12 protein-coding genes are annotated in these 17,715 nt (G+C 47.4%); 6 read left to right on the forward strand and 6 right to left on the reverse strand.

From position 1 onward, the window contains the following. Nucleotides 1–54: 54 nt before the first annotated feature. Nucleotides 55–1,452, reverse strand: coding sequence for an exodeoxyribonuclease VII large subunit (xseA, locus tag ACWA50_RS12000; protein ID WP_431052845.1), 1,398 nt, complete (start codon nucleotides 1,450–1,452; stop codon nucleotides 55–57). Between the two features lie 430 nt (nucleotides 1,453–1,882). On the opposite strand from xseA, the gene ACWA50_RS12005 reads away from it, so the two are divergent. Together ACWA50_RS12005 and ACWA50_RS12010 are read left to right on the forward strand one after the other, a co-directional pair. After that, nucleotides 1,883–3,532, forward strand: a complete 1,650-nt coding sequence (locus tag ACWA50_RS12005; RefSeq protein ID WP_431052847.1) for a ShlB/FhaC/HecB family hemolysin secretion/activation protein — start codon at nucleotides 1,883–1,885, stop codon at nucleotides 3,530–3,532. A gap of 52 nt (nucleotides 3,533–3,584) precedes the next feature. Then, entirely contained in the window at nucleotides 3,585–8,249 is a 4,665-nt protein-coding gene (locus tag ACWA50_RS12010) for a hemagglutinin repeat-containing protein (protein ID WP_431052849.1), read from the forward strand. A gap of 58 nt (nucleotides 8,250–8,307) precedes the next feature. Here the strand turns inward: ACWA50_RS12010 and ACWA50_RS12015 are convergent, their stop codons facing one another. From ACWA50_RS12015 to ACWA50_RS12025, 3 genes are read right to left on the reverse strand one after another with little or no spacing between them, the layout of a single operon-like run. Continuing rightward, nucleotides 8,308–9,522, reverse strand: a complete 1,215-nt coding sequence (locus ACWA50_RS12015; RefSeq protein ID WP_431052851.1) for a ribosomal protein uL16 3-hydroxylase — start codon at nucleotides 9,520–9,522, stop codon at nucleotides 8,308–8,310. Between the two features lie 16 nt (nucleotides 9,523–9,538). After that, nucleotides 9,539–9,928 carry an RnfH family protein gene (locus ACWA50_RS12020; RefSeq protein WP_431054356.1) on the reverse strand — a complete coding sequence of 130 codons (390 nt, stop codon included), beginning with the start codon at nucleotides 9,926–9,928 and terminating at the stop codon, nucleotides 9,539–9,541. Beyond that, nucleotides 9,918–10,355, reverse strand: coding sequence for a type II toxin-antitoxin system RatA family toxin (locus ACWA50_RS12025; protein ID WP_431052853.1), 438 nt, complete (start codon nucleotides 10,353–10,355; stop codon nucleotides 9,918–9,920). Before ACWA50_RS12025 ends, ACWA50_RS12020 begins: the two co-directional genes overlap by 11 nt. Nucleotides 10,356–10,615: 260 nt before the next feature. Between ACWA50_RS12025 and ACWA50_RS12030 the strand changes: the two genes are divergently transcribed. Beyond that, complete coding sequence (locus tag ACWA50_RS12030) at nucleotides 10,616–11,275, forward strand: hypothetical protein (protein ID WP_431052855.1); 660 nt, start codon at nucleotides 10,616–10,618, stop codon at nucleotides 11,273–11,275. Between the two features lie 131 nt (nucleotides 11,276–11,406). On the opposite strand, the gene ACWA50_RS12035 is transcribed toward ACWA50_RS12030, so the two are convergent. After that, a complete protein-coding gene (locus tag ACWA50_RS12035; RefSeq protein ID WP_431052857.1) occupies nucleotides 11,407–12,168 on the reverse strand; it encodes a copper homeostasis protein CutC in 762 nt (253 codons plus the stop codon). A gap of 98 nt (nucleotides 12,169–12,266) precedes the next feature. Beyond that, the gene (locus tag ACWA50_RS12040) at nucleotides 12,267–13,019 is read right to left on the reverse strand and encodes a carbonic anhydrase (RefSeq protein ID WP_431052859.1); all 753 of its coding nucleotides are present in this window, start codon (nucleotides 13,017–13,019) and stop codon (nucleotides 12,267–12,269) included. A 237-nt stretch (nucleotides 13,020–13,256) separates the two neighbouring features. On the opposite strand from ACWA50_RS12040, the gene ACWA50_RS12045 reads away from it, so the two are divergent. The 3 genes from ACWA50_RS12045 (at nucleotide 13,257) to ychF (ending at nucleotide 17,665) form a co-directional block, all read left to right on the forward strand. Further along, nucleotides 13,257–15,890: a GDYXXLXY domain-containing protein gene (locus ACWA50_RS12045; RefSeq protein WP_431052860.1), complete on the forward strand. Its 2,634-nt coding sequence runs from the start codon at nucleotides 13,257–13,259 to the stop codon at nucleotides 15,888–15,890. Between the two features lie 79 nt (nucleotides 15,891–15,969). Continuing rightward, nucleotides 15,970–16,554, forward strand: coding sequence for an aminoacyl-tRNA hydrolase (pth, locus tag ACWA50_RS12050; protein WP_431054357.1), 585 nt, complete (start codon nucleotides 15,970–15,972; stop codon nucleotides 16,552–16,554). 19 nt (nucleotides 16,555–16,573) lie between these two features. Beyond that, the gene (gene ychF, locus ACWA50_RS12055) at nucleotides 16,574–17,665 is read left to right on the forward strand and encodes a redox-regulated ATPase YchF (protein ID WP_431052862.1); all 1,092 of its coding nucleotides are present in this window, start codon (nucleotides 16,574–16,576) and stop codon (nucleotides 17,663–17,665) included. The last annotated feature ends 50 nt before the right edge of the window (nucleotides 17,666–17,715 follow it).

The raw sequence follows: 17,715 nt of genomic DNA on the forward strand, positions 1-17,715 counted from the left end.
AATGCGCTTTGCGTGCAAAATATAGCGGAATTTGCTTAAGAATTGCTTAAGCCTTTAGCGCAAAATTTTAACCACCCGACTTAACACTGCCCCTTGACTAAATCGGGTTAGTAACTGATCATTCAATTCTAGTTGACTGCTGGCGGTAATCGCTTTACCGGCTTGGTTTTGCGAAATCGAATAACCGCGCGCCAACACATTCAATGGGCTGAGGCTGTTTAATTGCGAACACAGTTGCGCCAGTTGATGACCGTCGGTCAATAAGATTTTCTCGATTAAACTGCGCAACCGCACTTGCTGTTGTTGCAACTGCTGTTGCTGCCGCCCGATTCGATACGGTAATGGATTTTGCTGTAAACGCTGTTGCAGATTCACATAATGGTGGCGTTTAGAATCCAATTGGCGTTGAATGCCATGACTCAGGCGTTGCTGCATAAATTGTGTGTGTTGCCGTTGCTGATCCAAACGACGTTGAATCGCCTGTTCCAAGCGTGCGATGATTTGCCGGGTTTGTTGCCGTTGCAGCTGTAGTTGTTTGCTCGGGTGTTGTTGGTTCAGGCGAAGATTCAGCCGTTCCCATTGCTGTTGTTTACGGCCGAACAGGCGATCAAAGGCGATTTCCAGATGTTGTTGGCGGTATTGTAGCTGCTGTAACAATTCGCGCTGATCGCGGCTCACCAACTCTGCCGCCGCCGATGGTGTCGGCGCGCGCAAGTCGGCAACAAAGTCGGCAATCGTCACGTCGGTTTCATGCCCCACCGCGCTGATAATCGGAATGGCGGAGGCAAAAATCGCGCGTGCCACCGCTTCTTCGTTAAAGCACCACAGATCTTCCAACGAACCGCCGCCACGTCCGACGATCAACACCTCCACCTCTTGACGGCGGTTTGCCAGTTCGATCATCTGCGCAATCTCTGCCGTTGCCTCTTTGCCTTGCACTTGTGTCGGGTAGATCACCACCTCCAAACTGGGATCACGCCGTTGCAACACCTGCAAAATATCCTGTAATGCCGCCCCGCTTTTTGAGGTAACCACGCCGACTCGACGGTTAAAGTGCGGTATCGGCTTTTTCAACTGTTGCGCAAACAACCCTTCCGCCGCCAGTTTTTGTTTCAGTTGTTCAAATTGTTGTTGCAGCAAGCCGTCACCTGCCGGTTGCATACTGTCGATAATCAGTTGGTAATCGCCACGCGGTTCATACAAGCTCACCGACGCGCGCACCAGCACTTGCATTCCGTTTTGCGGGCGAAAGCCGACGCGCAAATTTTTCATGCGGAACATAGCGCAGCGCACTTGCGCGTTTTCGTCTTTGAGGCTGAGATACCAATGCCCTGAAATCGGTTGGCTGAAATTGGAAATTTCCCCCGTCAGCCAAATATGCCCAAGTTGCCCTTCGAGTAGCAAGCGCGCGGTGTGGTTCAGTTGACTGACGGAGTAGATAGTTTCTTGCATGAGGTTACCTGTCTTTTCTGTATCGTGCCAGCCTACAGTTTAACTGGAATTCGTAAAAATTACCTACGGCTTTCAAGCAAACATAAAGATAAAAACACACTTCAAGTATCAAAAATACAGTTTACACTCCATTTCGATCATAATTTACGCACCAATTAAAGTAATGATAAGTAATATCATTTATAATTTGTGAAATGGCTCACAAATTTACGCTTTAAAATCTAGTCTTACTGTGTTCTCTTTATATAATCCGTTTTTCTATTATCCCGCTTTATGAATATCTTTTCTATTTTTTGCAAATGAAACAAGTAACGATATGAAATTATATTCTTTGTAAATTATATTGCTAATGGTGCAACAGGGCGTACCATGCAAGGAAAAAAATAATCATTAGTCATTATTTTCTATTGATTATTTCTCAGAGGTAGTTGTGTTATTTGCATTTAAGAAAAAGAAAAAATCCCCTTGGCTCACTTATTCCGTATTACTGCTTGGATTACCATTGAGTTTTGCGGCACAAGCAGTAAACGAACACGAACAACAGCTGCGCGAAAGTGAGCGGGCTATTCAGCAAAAAATTGAAGAAAACCGCTATCAGCAATTATCACCGCATTCGCCGTCCGGTATCACAAGTGAAGAAATCCCGCTTTCCGAGGCATGTTTGCCATTAAATGGGCTTCAATTATCCGGTATCAGCTTATTAAAAGAACAAGATTTAGCCGGATTATCGCCGATTCCGGCGGATTGTATTAGCGATAGTAACGTGAATCGCCTCATTCGCGAAATCACTCAGCGTTATCTAGACAAAGGTTATATTACTGCAAGAGCGGTTTTTGCCCCGTTGGACGAAAATAATACGTTGCGCCTGCATTGGGTCGAGGGCGTATTAGAAGCGATAGAAAGTGAGGATCACACTATCGCCCTTGATTATCTCTTTCCAAATCTGATTGGGAAGCCACTAAACATCCGTGATTTAGATCAAGGGCTGGATCAGCTCAACCGTTTGCAGTCACATCATGCAACTCTGGATATTTTACCGGCAACGCAATTTGGCGGCTCAATTGTCCGCTTACGCAATCAAACCAAATCGCCCTACCGTGTAACGCTTTCTCTAGATAACTATGCCAGTCGGCAACATGGACGCTTGCAGGGTCAACTCGGCTTCAGCATTGATAACCTTACCGGGCGGGCCGATTTTTTAGCCTTGAGCTATGGACAACCGCTCACGAAAAAAGCCGAAAATAATAACCGCACTTACAGCGCATTATATTTGATTCCTTATGGTTATTGGACTGCAAGCCTATTCGCCTCTCAAGCAGAATCCGCCACTCGCCTACCGCTATCCGGCGCACGTTATCAAGGCGCAAGCCGCCAGCTTGGTTTTCGTTTGGATCGCGTACTAAACCGCCACCAAACGCATATTATTACTTTGAGCAGCGGATTGAGCCACAAGCGCAGCCAAAGTGAATTACTCGGTTATCGCCATCCTGATCAAAACCTACGCTTAAGCATCGCCGAACTGAATTTGGATTACCTAAAATTGATAGGCGAGCACACCATTAATGTCAATATCGGCGTGCAGCGCGGTTTGGGGATCTTCGGCGCAACAAAAGCCACATCCGAACACCTGACTGAACCGCACTTTAACAAATGGAGCTTGAATGTTAATTGGCACTATCCAATAAATACGCTGCGATTCCATCACCAGATTGTCGCACAGTATTCGCCGCAGCGTTTGCCCTCAGTGGAAACGCTTGAGCTCACCGGGCGCAACAGTGTCCGCGGATTTGATTCATTCAGTTTCAGCGGCGACAGCGGTTGGCTACTACGCAACAATATCTCTTATCCAATCCATTATCGCACCCTGCAACTTTCCCCCTATGCGGGATTGGATACAGGGCGACTTTTTAACCGACACGGCAACAATGCTTGGCAAAGTGCGGTCGGAACAAGCTTTGGGATTCACTTGCGCTATAAGCAGCTAAGCGGATCTTTTTCTTTTGATCGCGGTTGGTTTGTGTCGTCACCCGTGCGCCAAAATGAAAGCCGTATGTTAGGCAAAATTACACTCTCTTTTTAAGAGATGCTTTTTAACAATCCTATTTATAATTATCACCTTAAAGGAAAAGAAAATGCGATCATTTAAGTTATCATTCCAAGGGAAGCTCAGTTGTACGCTCAGCCTAGCCTTGTTAGGCGGCATGACATCAGCGCTTTCTCATGCTAATCAACAAATTATTGGCGGCGGCAATCACGCACCAACAACGATTACGACCGCAACAAACGGCGCCGCGGTGATCGATATTGTTCGCCCAAATCCACAAGGGCTATCACACAATACCTACGATAAATACAACGTTGATACCGCCGGTGCGGTATTGAACAACTCGCTCAACGACGGCAAATCCGTACTCGCCGGTGAGCTGAAAGCCAACCCGAATCTAACGCCCAATCAAGCCGCAAAAGTCATTTTAAATGAAGTCGTCAGCCGCAATCCTTCATTATTATTAGGGCAACAAGAAGTTTTCGGCATAGCCGCAGATTATGTGTTGGCAAACCCTAATGGTATCACCTGCGACGGCTGTGGGTTTATTAATATCCCCCGGGCTTCAATGGTGGTCGGCAGTGCCGAAATCGAACAAGGCAAAATCAAAAACCTGCGCACCGCTGCGCAAGGCAACAATAACAGCCTGACCATTAAAGAAAAAGGCATTTCCGGCAGCGATGTATTAGATTTAGTCGCACCGAAAATCACCGCCTCCGGCAAAATTCAGGCCAAACAAGAGATCAACAGCTACACCGGTCGCAACACCGTTGATTATGAAAGCAAAAAAGTGACAAACCGCCACAATAAAGAAGCGGGTTTAGACGGTTACTATGTCGGTGGCATGCAAGCCGGGCGTATCAATATTGTCAGCACCGGCGCAGGTAACGGCGTGAATCTCAGCGGTGATATCCAAACCGCGACGGGCGACGGGTTGAATGTGAATGCAACCGATGTGATCAATTTTGTTGCTGCCGATATTAAAGGCAATGTGAAAGCCATCGGACAAGATGTCAACCTAGATGGCAAACTCGTTGAACAGACAAAACACCGCGAGCGAGACGGCAACTATTCGGCTTATTATGGCGCAAGCAAAAAGCGTAATGAGCAAGAATCGCAACAGTGGAAAAAAACTGAAATTCAAGGGGATAACGTCGTATTGGCGGCAAAAAACAGCGTCAATGCCAATGCTGCCGCTATTCAAGCCAAATCCTTACAGATTGTCGGCAGAAAAGTGGATTTAACCACACAAAAAATCAAAGATAAAGACACGGAGATCGACCACAACTGGAAATATTCTTGGGAATACAATCAAACCAAAGTCAAACACAACGAAAAACAAGAGGGCAACCGTTTTCGAGCCGACGATGTTTCCATTCGTGCGACGGCTGATGATCTCAATATCAGCGGAAGTTTAATCGAAGGGCACGATAAATTGCTGCTCAAAGCCGATAAAGGCAGTGTTCTCACTCACGGCAGTGTTGAGAAACAAACCAGCGTTGATAGCGGTAATAAACGAAACCATACCGCAGCATTGGAAACCGGCAGTTGGAATATCACCAGTGAGAAAGAACATCTGCATAAAACCGAACTGGCGAGTAATGGCAAAATCGGCATTTCAGCGGCAAAAAATGTCGAACTCAGCGGCACGAATCTGAATGGCAGTGACGATATTTTATTACACGCCAACGGCAAAGTGATTATCGGTTCACAACAGATCAACAATAACAAAGTAGTGCGTGATAACCAAACCTACTGGGGCGGCATTGGCGGCGGTTATGACAAAGACAATAATCACAGTGATAAATTGCAGATTGCTTCTGAAATCAATGCCAAAGGCATTGTGGTCGTCAGCGGCGATCAGGGCGTGCAAGTCACCGGCAGCCATATCGTCGCCGCTAAAGGCGGTTATGCGCAAGCCAGCCAAGGCGCAATCCGTGTTGATAATGCCACCGATTTCAGCCATAACATTATCGATCAACGTAATGGAACGGTGTTTAATATCACCAAAGATTCCCAATCTATCAATGAAACCAGCGAGAGTGCTAAACAATCGGAATTAGTCTCTAACGCCAAATTTGCACTGATCGCCAATCAAAACATTGATGTGATCGGCAGCGTGGTTAAAGTGGCGGAACAGCTCAATCTCACCGCCGTCGGCAATATCAATATCGCAGGCGCACAACAGAACTTAGATCGCCAAAGCAAAACCACTGAGCTGAAAGGCACAGCCTATGCCAAACAAGACGGAGATAAGCAATATCGTGCCGGTGTCGGTTTGGAAATGAATTCGACCGCGGAAGCACGCAGCGAAACCAACCATGTTGCCAGTTTAGTACAAAGCGGCTCGCTGAAGATTGACAGTAAAAACGATGTCAATATTAAAGGTTCAAAATTAAAAACCGGCAACGGCGATGCAACCATTAACGCCGAGAACATCCATATCACAGCGCAACAAAATACCACTGTCGTCAATAGCGAAAGTCGCACCGCCGGTTTCGGCGTCTATGCCGGTGGCGGTATGGATCGGGTGACGGTCGGTTTAGAAAGCGGTTTTAACAAAACCAATGTTGAAAAAGAAAGCACAACGGCACTGGAATCGGCTACTGAAATTGCCGGCAATCTACAGCTAAATGCCAAAAACAGGTTGCAATATGAGGGCGGTCGCCATCAAGTCGCCGGCTCCCTCACTGAAACGGCAAACACGATCCAACGCCAAGCCGCAAGTAACGGTGAAAAATCGACCACCACCACCGTCACGTTCAATCATGATGTCGGTACGGGTATCGAACTCAGCGGCATAACTCGTCCAATCGAAAAAGCGGTGAACAACCTTGCCGACGGTAGCCCGGTCAGCGCATTTTCCTCTATCGGCGGCGTCGGTGCGCCGAATGCCGGTGTCACCATGAAATTCGGCGGCGGCAAAAAAGTCGAAAACCTCGACAGCAGCCAAGCCAAAGTGACGCAAATCGAAGCGAGCAGCGTGAACGCCACGGCGGATCGTATTCATGACCAAGCCACACGCTATCAAGCCACAGAGGGGGCGATCACCTTAAACGCGCAAGAATATGCCAACGTCGCGGCAGAAAACCGCAAAAATGTGACCGTTAGCGAAGACAAAGGTGAAGCGAGTCTCAGCGTTGCCACTTCTACCGGTAAAGACGTCACCATCACCGCCAAAGGCAAAGGCGGACACAGCGACAGCCGTGAATATAGCAGTGAAGCCGTTATCGGCGGATTTAACGCCGTTGATAATATTGATATTAATGCGGCAAAAGGCATTGTGTTAGAAGGCAATAAAATTCATAGCGACAATGGCGGCTTCACCCTGAACAGCAACGGCGATGTTAAATTAGTACAAGCCAATAATGTTAAAGAAAGCAGTGCAAACGGCTTTAATCTGGATTTAAGCGTCTCGGCCGGCATGAGCAAAAGCAGTAAATCCGGCTCGGGCGGTTTAGGCGGCGGCGCAAATAATCAGGATGCCCAATCCATTACCGCAACCGCGGGAGAAATTGCGGCGAAAAACATCAATCTGAAAGGCAAAAACGTATTACTGCAAGGCATGAGCGGCAAGACCGGCAATCTGACTATCGAGGCGGATGAAAGTGCGGTTATCACGGCTGCACAAGGTTCAAGCCGTGAGCAAGGTTTAGATTGGTCAGTCGGGATCGGCGGTGGCGGTGGCTCAACCTCCGGCGATAAACCGGCGCAAAACGGTTCGCTTAAATTGAATGTCGGCGTTAAAAAAACCGACCAAGCCGCGATCAACTATCAAGCGACGGATTTAAAAGCCGATAATATTCAAATCGGCGCTAACGGTAAATCGGACAAGGCCATTCACATCGCCGGCAGCAATTTGAGTGGAGATAACGTTGATTTAAAAGCAAAAAATGGCAGTATTGTGATTGAATCCCTCACCAACCGCGAACACAAAGATAACCGCAACGTCAGCTTGGGCGGCAACGGTAATCTCAAAAAAGTGAGCGGTGAAGACAAAACCACACAAGACGGCACCGCCACCTTATCCATCGCGTTGGATAACAAAGAAAAAGCCGAGCAAATCAACAGTCAAGTCAAAGGCAAAACCGTCGCCCTGACCAGCGGAGGCAATTTAACCGTTGCCGGCGCAAATGTGAAAGGCGAACGAGTCGACGCCAATATCGGCGGTAATTTGACGGTGGAAAGTCGAAAATCATCGGAACAATCCCTGACCTTTAATTTGGATCTCAATGCGACAAATGCACAAAATAACGGCGCATTGACCAGTGTGATGAAAGCGGTTCCGTCCACTGAAAAAACCGATGCGGTAAAAGATAAAGTCACGGGGGCGGTTAATTCTGCGGCAGAAAATGCCGGATTCGCCAAACACAATCCGGTGACCGGCAAAACGGCTAAACCATCGTCGTTAACGGTATCCGGCAGCCTTGTGCAACAAGATGAAGTGGTGAATGTTTCCGGTATCCACGGGGATGAGTTGAATGTCAAGGTAAAAGATCATGTGCAGTTAAACGGCGCAAATTTAACCGGCAATAACCGACCAAATGTCGAAAGTGCCTCGGTCGGGGTAAGCAATATCGAGGGTCATCACAATCGTTACCAAGGTAACGTGATTATCTCGAATAATATCCCGCTCTTAATTCAAGAAGGGGTGAAGGATTTGAAAGACGGTAAATTCCCGTTAATCAACGGCAGTATCAGCCAAAAATCCAACACCGCCGTCGCTGAAATTAAAGAGATTGGCAAACGTTAATTTAACGCGTTAAGTAAAAGTGAAACGGAGATCCAATTCGGTATCTCCGTTTTTTTGACTATGGGTTTAACACCAACCAGCCATTTTCCAACCAACTGCACAGCGAATCCAACAGCACTTCCTCTGCCATTTCATCGTCTAAACCGGCGACATAGCCTTGCAACGCTTGCCAATCCAGCACCGCACCGTTGGCGAGATCGGTTAATACCGCACTTTCCAATTCGCTTAACTCGTCTACCCATTCGCCATTGACATACAACGCAAACGGTTGTTCAGTGTAGAGAATCTTACTGTTACTGTCCTGCTGAAGCGTTGCGCCGTTTTGCAACATCCCGCTCAATTCTTCCGGATAAAATTCGTCGTCCGATTGCAACAACTCATAACGACGGCTGCTGACCGCACTTGCCACCGCGTGTTGAAACAGATGATCGAATTGTGGCGATTGAGCGAGATAATCCAACAACTGCCGTTTCATGGTTTGCACCATTGTCGGATCGAGTTGTGCCAACGGTTGCGCATTCGGCGATAAACGCAACGGAATATTCAATTCGGACGGGTTAAAGTGCGGTGTCGGGTGGCAGATTGCGTCGTTGATATTGTCGATCAAATCGCCTAAATTCGGATAACGCAAACCAAACGAAACGGTTAAACACTCGTCCTGCGCCACGCCGTAGTGCGACAAGCGCGACGGCACATACAAGACATCGCCCGGCTGCATGACTTCATCTAACAGCAAGTCGCCCATGTCGTCAAAAATGCGGATCGGTTGATTCGGTTTGAATTCGGTATTCGGATCACACCACTTGCCCAACTGCCAACGGCGATGTCCGTAAGCCTGCACCAAAAACACATCGTATTCATCATAATGCTTGCCGACCGAGCCGCCTTGCGGCGCATACGACACCATAATATCGTCCCGTTGCCATTGCGGAATAAAACCGAACGCTTGCCATAATTCGCCCAATTCCGGCGACCATTGTTCCAAATTCTGCACCAGCACCGACCATTGTTCCGGCAAATTTTTGAAATCTTGCTTGGCAAGCGGGCTGGTTTTCAACGTCCAACATTCCTCACCGTCGGCGTTGATGTCGGTTTTCACCAACCGCGCGGTCACGTCCTCTTGCTGTGCCAAGTCGATAATATCCTGCGGTTCGAGCAAGCCGACAATTTGCGGCAAGCCGTTTTTGATTAACAAAGGTTTTTTCTGCCAGTATTCCGTAAGAAACTGCTCGGCACTGATTTCATTCGGGAGACAATAGGCAATTTTTGACATCGGATTATCCTTTTATTTATTCGGAAGTAGAAGTGGATTCGGCACTTGACCGCACTTTTTTGGCTTGTTCTTTGGCTTCGGCGCGTTGCTGTTTTTCTTGTGCTTTTTGTGCTGCTGCCTCTTGTTTTTGCTGCTCTGCCCGTTTGCGACGAATCTCTTTCGGATCAGCCAGCAGCGGGCGGTAAATCTCAATCCGATCGCCGTCTTGCAACACATCGCTCAACTTTGCCAAACGGCTGAAAATGCCGACGGTATTGGTGCGCAAATCAATCTCTTTATATTGTTGCAAAATTCCCGATTGCAAAATCGCATTTTGGATAATCGTGCCGCTTTCCACTTGGTAACTTTGCAGAAAATAGCTGTGCGGCAGCGCATAAGCAATTTGAATACTGATTTTATCCGACATCATACACCTCTTTGGCACGTTGTTTGAATGCGTCGATCATTTTCACGGTTAACTGTTCGAAAATTTTGCCGAACACCGCGCTGATTAAGGCGCTGGAAAATTCAAAGTCTAATTTCAGCCGAATTCGGCAGCAATGTTCATCAATTTCGTCAAACTGCCAATAACCTTGCAAAAAACGAAACGGACCTTCGACCAGTTGCATTTGGATCCGTTTATTCGGCTGCATGGTGTTGCGCGTGGTGAATTGTTGGCGGATCCCCGCTTTGCTAATCACCAACTCCGCCGTCAATTCGTTATCGGCAGTCGTCAGCGTTTTGCCGGCAACACAGCCGGGCAAAAATTCGGGGTATTTTTCATAGTGATTGACTAATTGATACATTTGCTCGGCACTATAGCCTACCAATGTCGTTTGATTGACGGAGGGCATGATTTTCCTAACACAAAAGAACACAATAATGATAATAATCTGCGTAATATACGCCAAGCAGGGGGCAAGATCAAACTGGAGACACTACCAATCTAAAGAATAACTATCGCTAATTTAATCGGTTCAAAAATCACTTTTTTAAGATTAACAAACATCAACAGATCCTAATAATAAAAGCATCGTTGCGCTTGACATCCCCCCCCCCCCCCCCCTTAAAGTAGGATAACAAAACCGTTTATTTTCTTCTTTAAGGGATCATTATGCAACAAAATAAATCACAACAAATCCTAAAAATACTCAACCAAGTTAATTGGGTTTATCGTATCCTATTTTGGGTTATTATTGCTTTCTTTGGTTTAATTGTGGTCGAGAATTTTATCAAAGATTTGACCAATGGCATTATTACCTTAATCATCTCTATTTTTATCGCCTTGTTCTTAATTAAATTGGTATTCGGTATTATCAATTTAACCTACGCCAATCTACAATATATTCGTTGTCTAAAATTAATGAATGAACAACTTAGAGAATCCGGCATTTCCACCACCTTATCGCAGCAATCAAAAGTGCCTCCTAGCCTTTTTGCCATTGATACCATCAACAAATTACTGTTTATCAATAACCAACAGACTGATTATGAACCGCTTATCTTTGATAAAGAAAAGTTAATTTCCGCAAAAGTGGAACGTGAATCAACCGTTCACACCACGACGAAGCATAAAGGCAGTGTCGCCGTATTTGGCTCATCATTTGGTTATAACTTCGGCAGTAAATCAACCTCCACCAGCCATATTACTGAAACTGCTTTTTTAGAGTTGCAATATTTAACCGAGCAGAAAACCAGTTTTACCCTTGTTATTCCATATGGCGGCAATCGCCGTGGCGCAGAAGAAGCATTGAATACCATTCAACAATTCTAAAATGGTATCGCTAAGCAGAGGAGTAAATCTCCTCTGCTTAGCGATCAATAACGTTGTTATTCATTATGACAAACTAATGCTTAAATTGAGATTTTTCCCTAAAGCTGAAAATGCGCGTCCGATTGTGTTCCTTAATTCCGCCCGCTGTACGGCAAAGCGGATTCATCCCTAATCTCAGCCAGCACTGCCCGTAATTTTTTGCCATCGGTGATGTTGATTTGTTGATCTTGTCGGCTGTCTTTGCCCATACTTGGCGATTCGTTGGCCAACATGGCGCTGTGGCGATAACCGCCGGCGGAAAGGTGTAGCTCTTGTGCACCGGTAATTTGCAGGATTTGCCACGCATTGCTTGCATTCACGCCAGCCCCCGGCATAATACTAATGCGATCATCGGCTTGTCGCACCAGTTGGCGGATCAGCGCTGCGCCCTGTACCGCACTTTGTTGCTGTCCTGAGGTTAAAAGCCGCTCGCAGCCCAACTCGATAATCTGCTCAAGTGCGGTTTGCGGATCACGGCATAAATCAAAGGCTCGGTGAAAGGTCACGCCCAAACCGTCAGCAGCGTCGAGCAAACGGCGGCAAGTGGCTATATCAATCTCGGCCTTATCGGTTAATGCGCCGATCACTACGCCTTGCAACCCGCACTGTTGCGCCAAGCGAATATCCGCCTGCATGATCTTGACCTCCTCGGCACTGAACAGAAAATCCCCTGCGCGCGGGCGTATCATCAAATATAACGGAATCTGCGCCGCCGCTACCGCACTTTCGATTAACCCGTAGTTCGGCGTAATGCCGCCCAACGCCAATGCGCCGCACAGCTCGATTCGGCTCGCACCGCACTTTTGTGCGGTATGCAGCGATTCGATATTATCGACACAGACTTCAATCAGCATGATTTATCCTTACTCCGCGATTTTTTATACTATGCTATGCTTTCCGAAACAAAAATGCCAGTCGTTCCTGACCGGCATGATTTTCCGTTTCAAATCGGTTATTTTTCACCAAGCACGATTCTGTCGCCTAACGCTTGCAACGGGCGATTATTTTGCATGCCAATCATTTTTTCCATAGCACGCAGTTGTGCCGCACTCGCTTGCAACGGTTTTTCCATCACAATCCAGTTGACGCCTTCGGTACACGGCGGAGTGGTTAATGAGCCTTTCAAGCGTAGATGTGCCAGATCTTTCGGAAAGAGGTTGCGAACATTTATGGCTTCGCTCAATGCCACATTGTCACCGGCTTTTACGGTCTGCGCCAAAATTTGTACCAAGTGCGGATTTTCCTTACCCTGTTCAAACATCACGGCAACCACGCTGATTTCCCCGTCTTCGCTGGTATGTACGAAATGCAGCTCCATCGGAAAGGCTTTGTTATCCAATGTGTGCTCGCTCGGCGTATGAACATGGAATTGTTGCAAGGTATAAAGCTTGCCGTTCAGCGTTAAATTGCCGATTTTGCTCTGCGGCGTCAACTGTAGCGTATGCCCGTTATTTTCCATGACATAATTCACGGCGGAATAATGATATTGCAAATCGGCTTTTGTCCGTTTGGCTTTGCTTGACAGATTCACCGGTGATTGCAAATGACCGGTGGCGCAGGTTGCAAACTCCGGTGCCAATGTCCCCCAATGTGCCGGAGAAGTATCTCCATGATACCCCCAATGCGGATGGTGTTCCGTAGCCGAATGCTGGCTACAGGCTGATAACAGTACACTAAAAACGGCCGTGGTAACGATTTTTTTCATACGTATCTCCAAACGATATTAATCCAATATGGAAGCGCCAAAACGCTTCAATTGAAATATACACGGCCCTTTTTTCCCATCAAGTTTATTCTTAACAAAATTCATTTTTCTTGATTTAAAACAGAAAACACGCAAACACTATTGACACGGTATCACATCGGATACGCTTGATAAGCGTTGTTTTTCAGCAAGAAAGCCTTTACTATCAAGTAAACTTTCTGCGATGAGGAAGAAAAAATGAAGATAAGCTCCGCATTATTCGCCGAATCTTGGCAGAAATATCTCTTACTGCTTGCCTCTCTAACGGGCGTGGGTTTTCTCAGCAGCGGCGTGGTCACTTGGATCGCCGCCAATTGGGATTATTTTGATAAATTCAGCAAACTGTATGCCACACAAGGTTTATTCTTCGTCAGTATGGCGGCGGGAATGGTGTGTTATTACCGCGAATACCGTAAACTCGGGCAAGTGCGGTTGAAATTTGTCAGCAGCAGTTTTTTCTTTATCGCTGCCGTGCTGATTGGCGCATTACTGGCGTTAATCGGGCAGATTTACCAAACCGGCGCCGATCCTTGGCAATTATTCGCACTATGGTCACTGTTGCAAATCCCATTATTCCTGGCACTGCCGAATACCGCCGCGGTGTTATTACTGCTCGCGACCGGTAACCTGGGGCTGGCACTCTATCTTGAGCTGTTTTGGTTGCAGACGTATTCGTTATATCTGATGATCCTACTCAACCTCTGTTTTGTGATCTTAAGCGAAATTTTCAATAAAACTTTACACGATCAAGATTGGCACATCAGCTCCAAAGTCAGCAATACTGTGCTGATCGGGTATCTGCTCCTGCTCTGCGCCAGCACGCTAAATAGCGCCCCCTTGGTGTGGTTGCTCTCTGCCGTCATGCTTTATTATTACAAACGGCAGCGCCACGATCTGTTTAACCAAAGCGGTTATTGGGCTTGTCTGTTATTCAGCATAGATATTTTTTTGTTAAATGTGAATGGCTGGAATATCGGCGGGGTTTTACTGGCGACAATCATCACTCTCGGCGCTGCGGCTTTCCTCGGTATCCATTTGAAAAAACAATATCAGCAGCAGGGGCAAGGCACGCCTTGGCCGGTGCAAATCCTGTTTACCTCACTGGCAATCCTTGCCACATTGTTGCTGATCATCCTTCTGTTTGTAGCGGACATTTTTGAACCGGACCATCTGTTTCTGATGACATCTCTGGCGTTCCTCGCCATCGGCGCGGCACTCTATGCCAAAAAAGCCAATGAATATGCCAGTGGTCTCTTGATTATGGTTGGCTTGGGGCTTTATGTTTTCCATTATCTGTTTAATGATCTCTTCAGCTTCCGACCGGACGAGGCGTTTTCGGCACGAAATTGGGATTTGCTCGGCATTATTGTCATCAGCCTGCTGTGTTACCTGTTTATTGCGACTAATTGGGTCAAAACCGGCAGCCTTATCCTGCTGCTGTTTATCTTATTATATACTTTCGGTTTTCAAAACCATTACCTGTATGGGCTCGATCCAACTCAAGAGCCGCAATATGATTTTTGGTATTTAGTGTTTGATTATTATGCCGGTTATTGGTTGGCGCTCGGCAGCTTGATTCTGTTCTGTTTGAGCCTGCGCCCGTGGCGTTATCACGCCCATATTCAAAGTGCGGCATGGGCATTTTGGCTGGTTTATATCGGTTTTATCGCAAAGCCGGATATTTATATCTCTTTGAATAGCGTAGAGGCAAATCCGCTCTCCGCTCACAATCATATTCGTGAATTTTTCCATATTATCACCAATTCCCTGTTCACGGCGGAAGGCTGGCGTTGGACGACGTTGATCCTGCTGCTGATTTGCCTGTCCCCGGTGCTGATCCATCTCTGGATCAGCCGCCAGCAACACTTGAAAATACAAAGTGCGGTGACCATCGCCCTGCTGCTGGCGGTTTTCGGACTAGCTTTTATCGCCTCCCCCGGGATTTTGCTCGGCTTCGCTTTACTGCTGATGGCTTACCCGAATCACAATCGACTGCTGTTCGGTTGCGCCCTGCTCGCGATTATCGGCTTTTTGGCAAAATACTATTACTGGCTGGGTTTGCCGTTACTGTATAAATCCTTTTTACTGTTAGCCAACGCGCTCTTGTTCCTGTTAGCCGCGCTGTATTTACAGCGCCAATGCCGGCGTACAAGTGCGGTACAAACGGCTGCCCCGCATTATCAAGGCAAGATCGGTTGGTTTACGCCGTCGCTCGCCGCACTCACGCTGTTGCTGACACTGGCTGTCGGCAACTTCAGCATTCAAAAATACGAAAATGTGCTGAACAACGGCAAAACGGTGATCCTCGCCTTGGCGCCGATCGATCCGCGTTCGATTATGCAGGGCGATTATATGGAACTGAACTACAATTTGCTGAATCAAGTGCGGTCTGAAATCGAGAAACAGCAAGAGGATAAGCGAATCGAGTTTAACGTCGATCAACTGCGCACCATTCAATCGCAAGACAGCGGCGAAAGCTATACTATCAACGAGGTTGACCAAGAAGCCTACGCCCGCTTCAAACAATGGCTTGATCAACGCCCGACACAACTGTACGCACTGTTAAAACAAAACCCTGACGGCACAAGTACGCTTTGCCGTTTGGCTGCAACATTGCCAACGGATTACCACGATTGCCTGGCGGATATTGCCATCAAACTGCGTATCCGTGACTACCGCACATTATGGAACCTGAAAATGCCCGGACAGCAATTCTTCTTTGCCGAAGGACAAGCCGCGCATTTTGGGCAAGCCCAATACGGGGAATTCCGTGTGCTAAACGGCACGGCATTGTTGGCACGTTTGTTGGATAGTGAAATGAGAGGGTTGTAGCAACAAGTTGTCGATTGTAGCAAGTGCGGTTTTAGCGTAAAATACGCCTCTATTTTTAGCTCAAACGATGAAAAATACCGTGTCGCAAATTAAATTAATCGTCGGGTTAGCCAATCCCGGCAGTCAGTACGCACAAACGCGCCATAATGCCGGCGAATGGCTGATGGCGCGTTTGTGCCGTCAACATAACCTCAACTTAACCGCCGACAGCAAATTCTTCGGACATACTGCGCGTGCGTTGATTGCCGGTCAAGAAGTGCGGTTGCTTGTGCCGAGCACGTTTATGAACCTCAGCGGCAAAGCGGTCGGCGCACTGGCGAATTTTTACCGCATTCAGCCGGAAGAGATTTTGGTGGCGCATGACGAATTGGATCTGCCGCCCGGGGCGGCAAAATTGAAACTCGGCGGCGGACACGGCGGACACAACGGTTTGAAAGACATTATCGCCAGTCTCGGCAATAATAAAAATTTCCACCGTCTGCGAATCGGTATCGGACACCCCGGCGATAAAAATCGGGTCTCGGCTTATGTGTTGGGCAAACCGCCGCAAAATGAACTGAATTTAATCGAACAAGCGGTGGATGAAGCGGCATTATGCATTGAGATTATGCTGAAAGACGGCATGACCAAAGCGACCAATCGTTTGAATAGTTTTAAAATTTAATCTGAAAAAGGAAAATATTATGGGATTTAAGTGCGGTATCGTCGGTTTACCGAATGTGGGCAAGTCGACCCTATTTAACGCATTGACAAAAGCAGGCATTGAAGCGGCGAACTATCCGTTTTGCACCATCGAGCCGAACACCGGCGTTGTGCCGATGCCGGATCCGCGTTTAGAGGCGCTGGCGGAAATCGTCAAGCCGCAACGGGTGCTGCCGACCACCATGGAATTTGTCGATATCGCCGGTCTGGTTGCCGGAGCGAGCAAAGGCGAAGGGTTGGGCAACAAATTCTTAGCCAATATCCGCGAAACCGACGCGATCGGACACGTGGTACGCTGTTTTGAGAACGACGATATTGTGCACGTTGCCGGTCAGATCAATCCGGCGGAAGACATCGACACCATCAACACCGAACTGGCGTTAGCCGATTTGGACAGCTGCGAAAAAGCCATTCAACGCCTGACCAAACGTGCCAAAGGCGGCGACAAAGAGGCGAAATTCGAATTATCGATTATGGAGAAAATCCTGCCAGTGTTAGAAAATGCCGGTATGATCCGCTCGGTTGGTTTGGACAAAGATGAGTTACACGCGATTAAAGGCTACAATTTCTTAACCCTGAAACCGACAATGTACATCGCCAACGTTAACGAAGACGGCTTTGAAAACAATCCTTATTTAGATCGCGTACGTGAAATTGCCGCAAACGAAGGCGCTGTGGTTGTGCCGGTCTGTGCCGCGATCGAGTCGGAAATTGCCGAGTTAGACGACGAAGAAAAAGTGGAATTTTTGCAAGATCTCGGCATTGAAGAACCGGGTTTAAACCGCGTGATCCGCGCCGGTTATGCGTTACTCAATCTGCAAACCTACTTCACCGCCGGGGTGAAAGAAGTGCGCGCCTGGACGGTTGCCGTCGGCGCAACCGCCCCGAAAGCCGCCGCCGTGATCCACACCGATTTTGAAAAAGGCTTTATCCGCGCCGAAGTGATCGCCTACGACGATTTCATTCAATTCAAAGGTGAAAACGGCGCAAAAGAAGCCGGTAAATGGCGTTTGGAAGGCAAAGACTATATCGTTAAAGACGGCGATGTCATGCACTTCCGGTTTAATGTGTAACAAAACATCAAACGCTGCGAATGAGCAGCGTTTTTATAAGCTACTTATTT

It is taken from the genome of Testudinibacter sp. P17/SS/0325 (assembly GCF_053570765.1).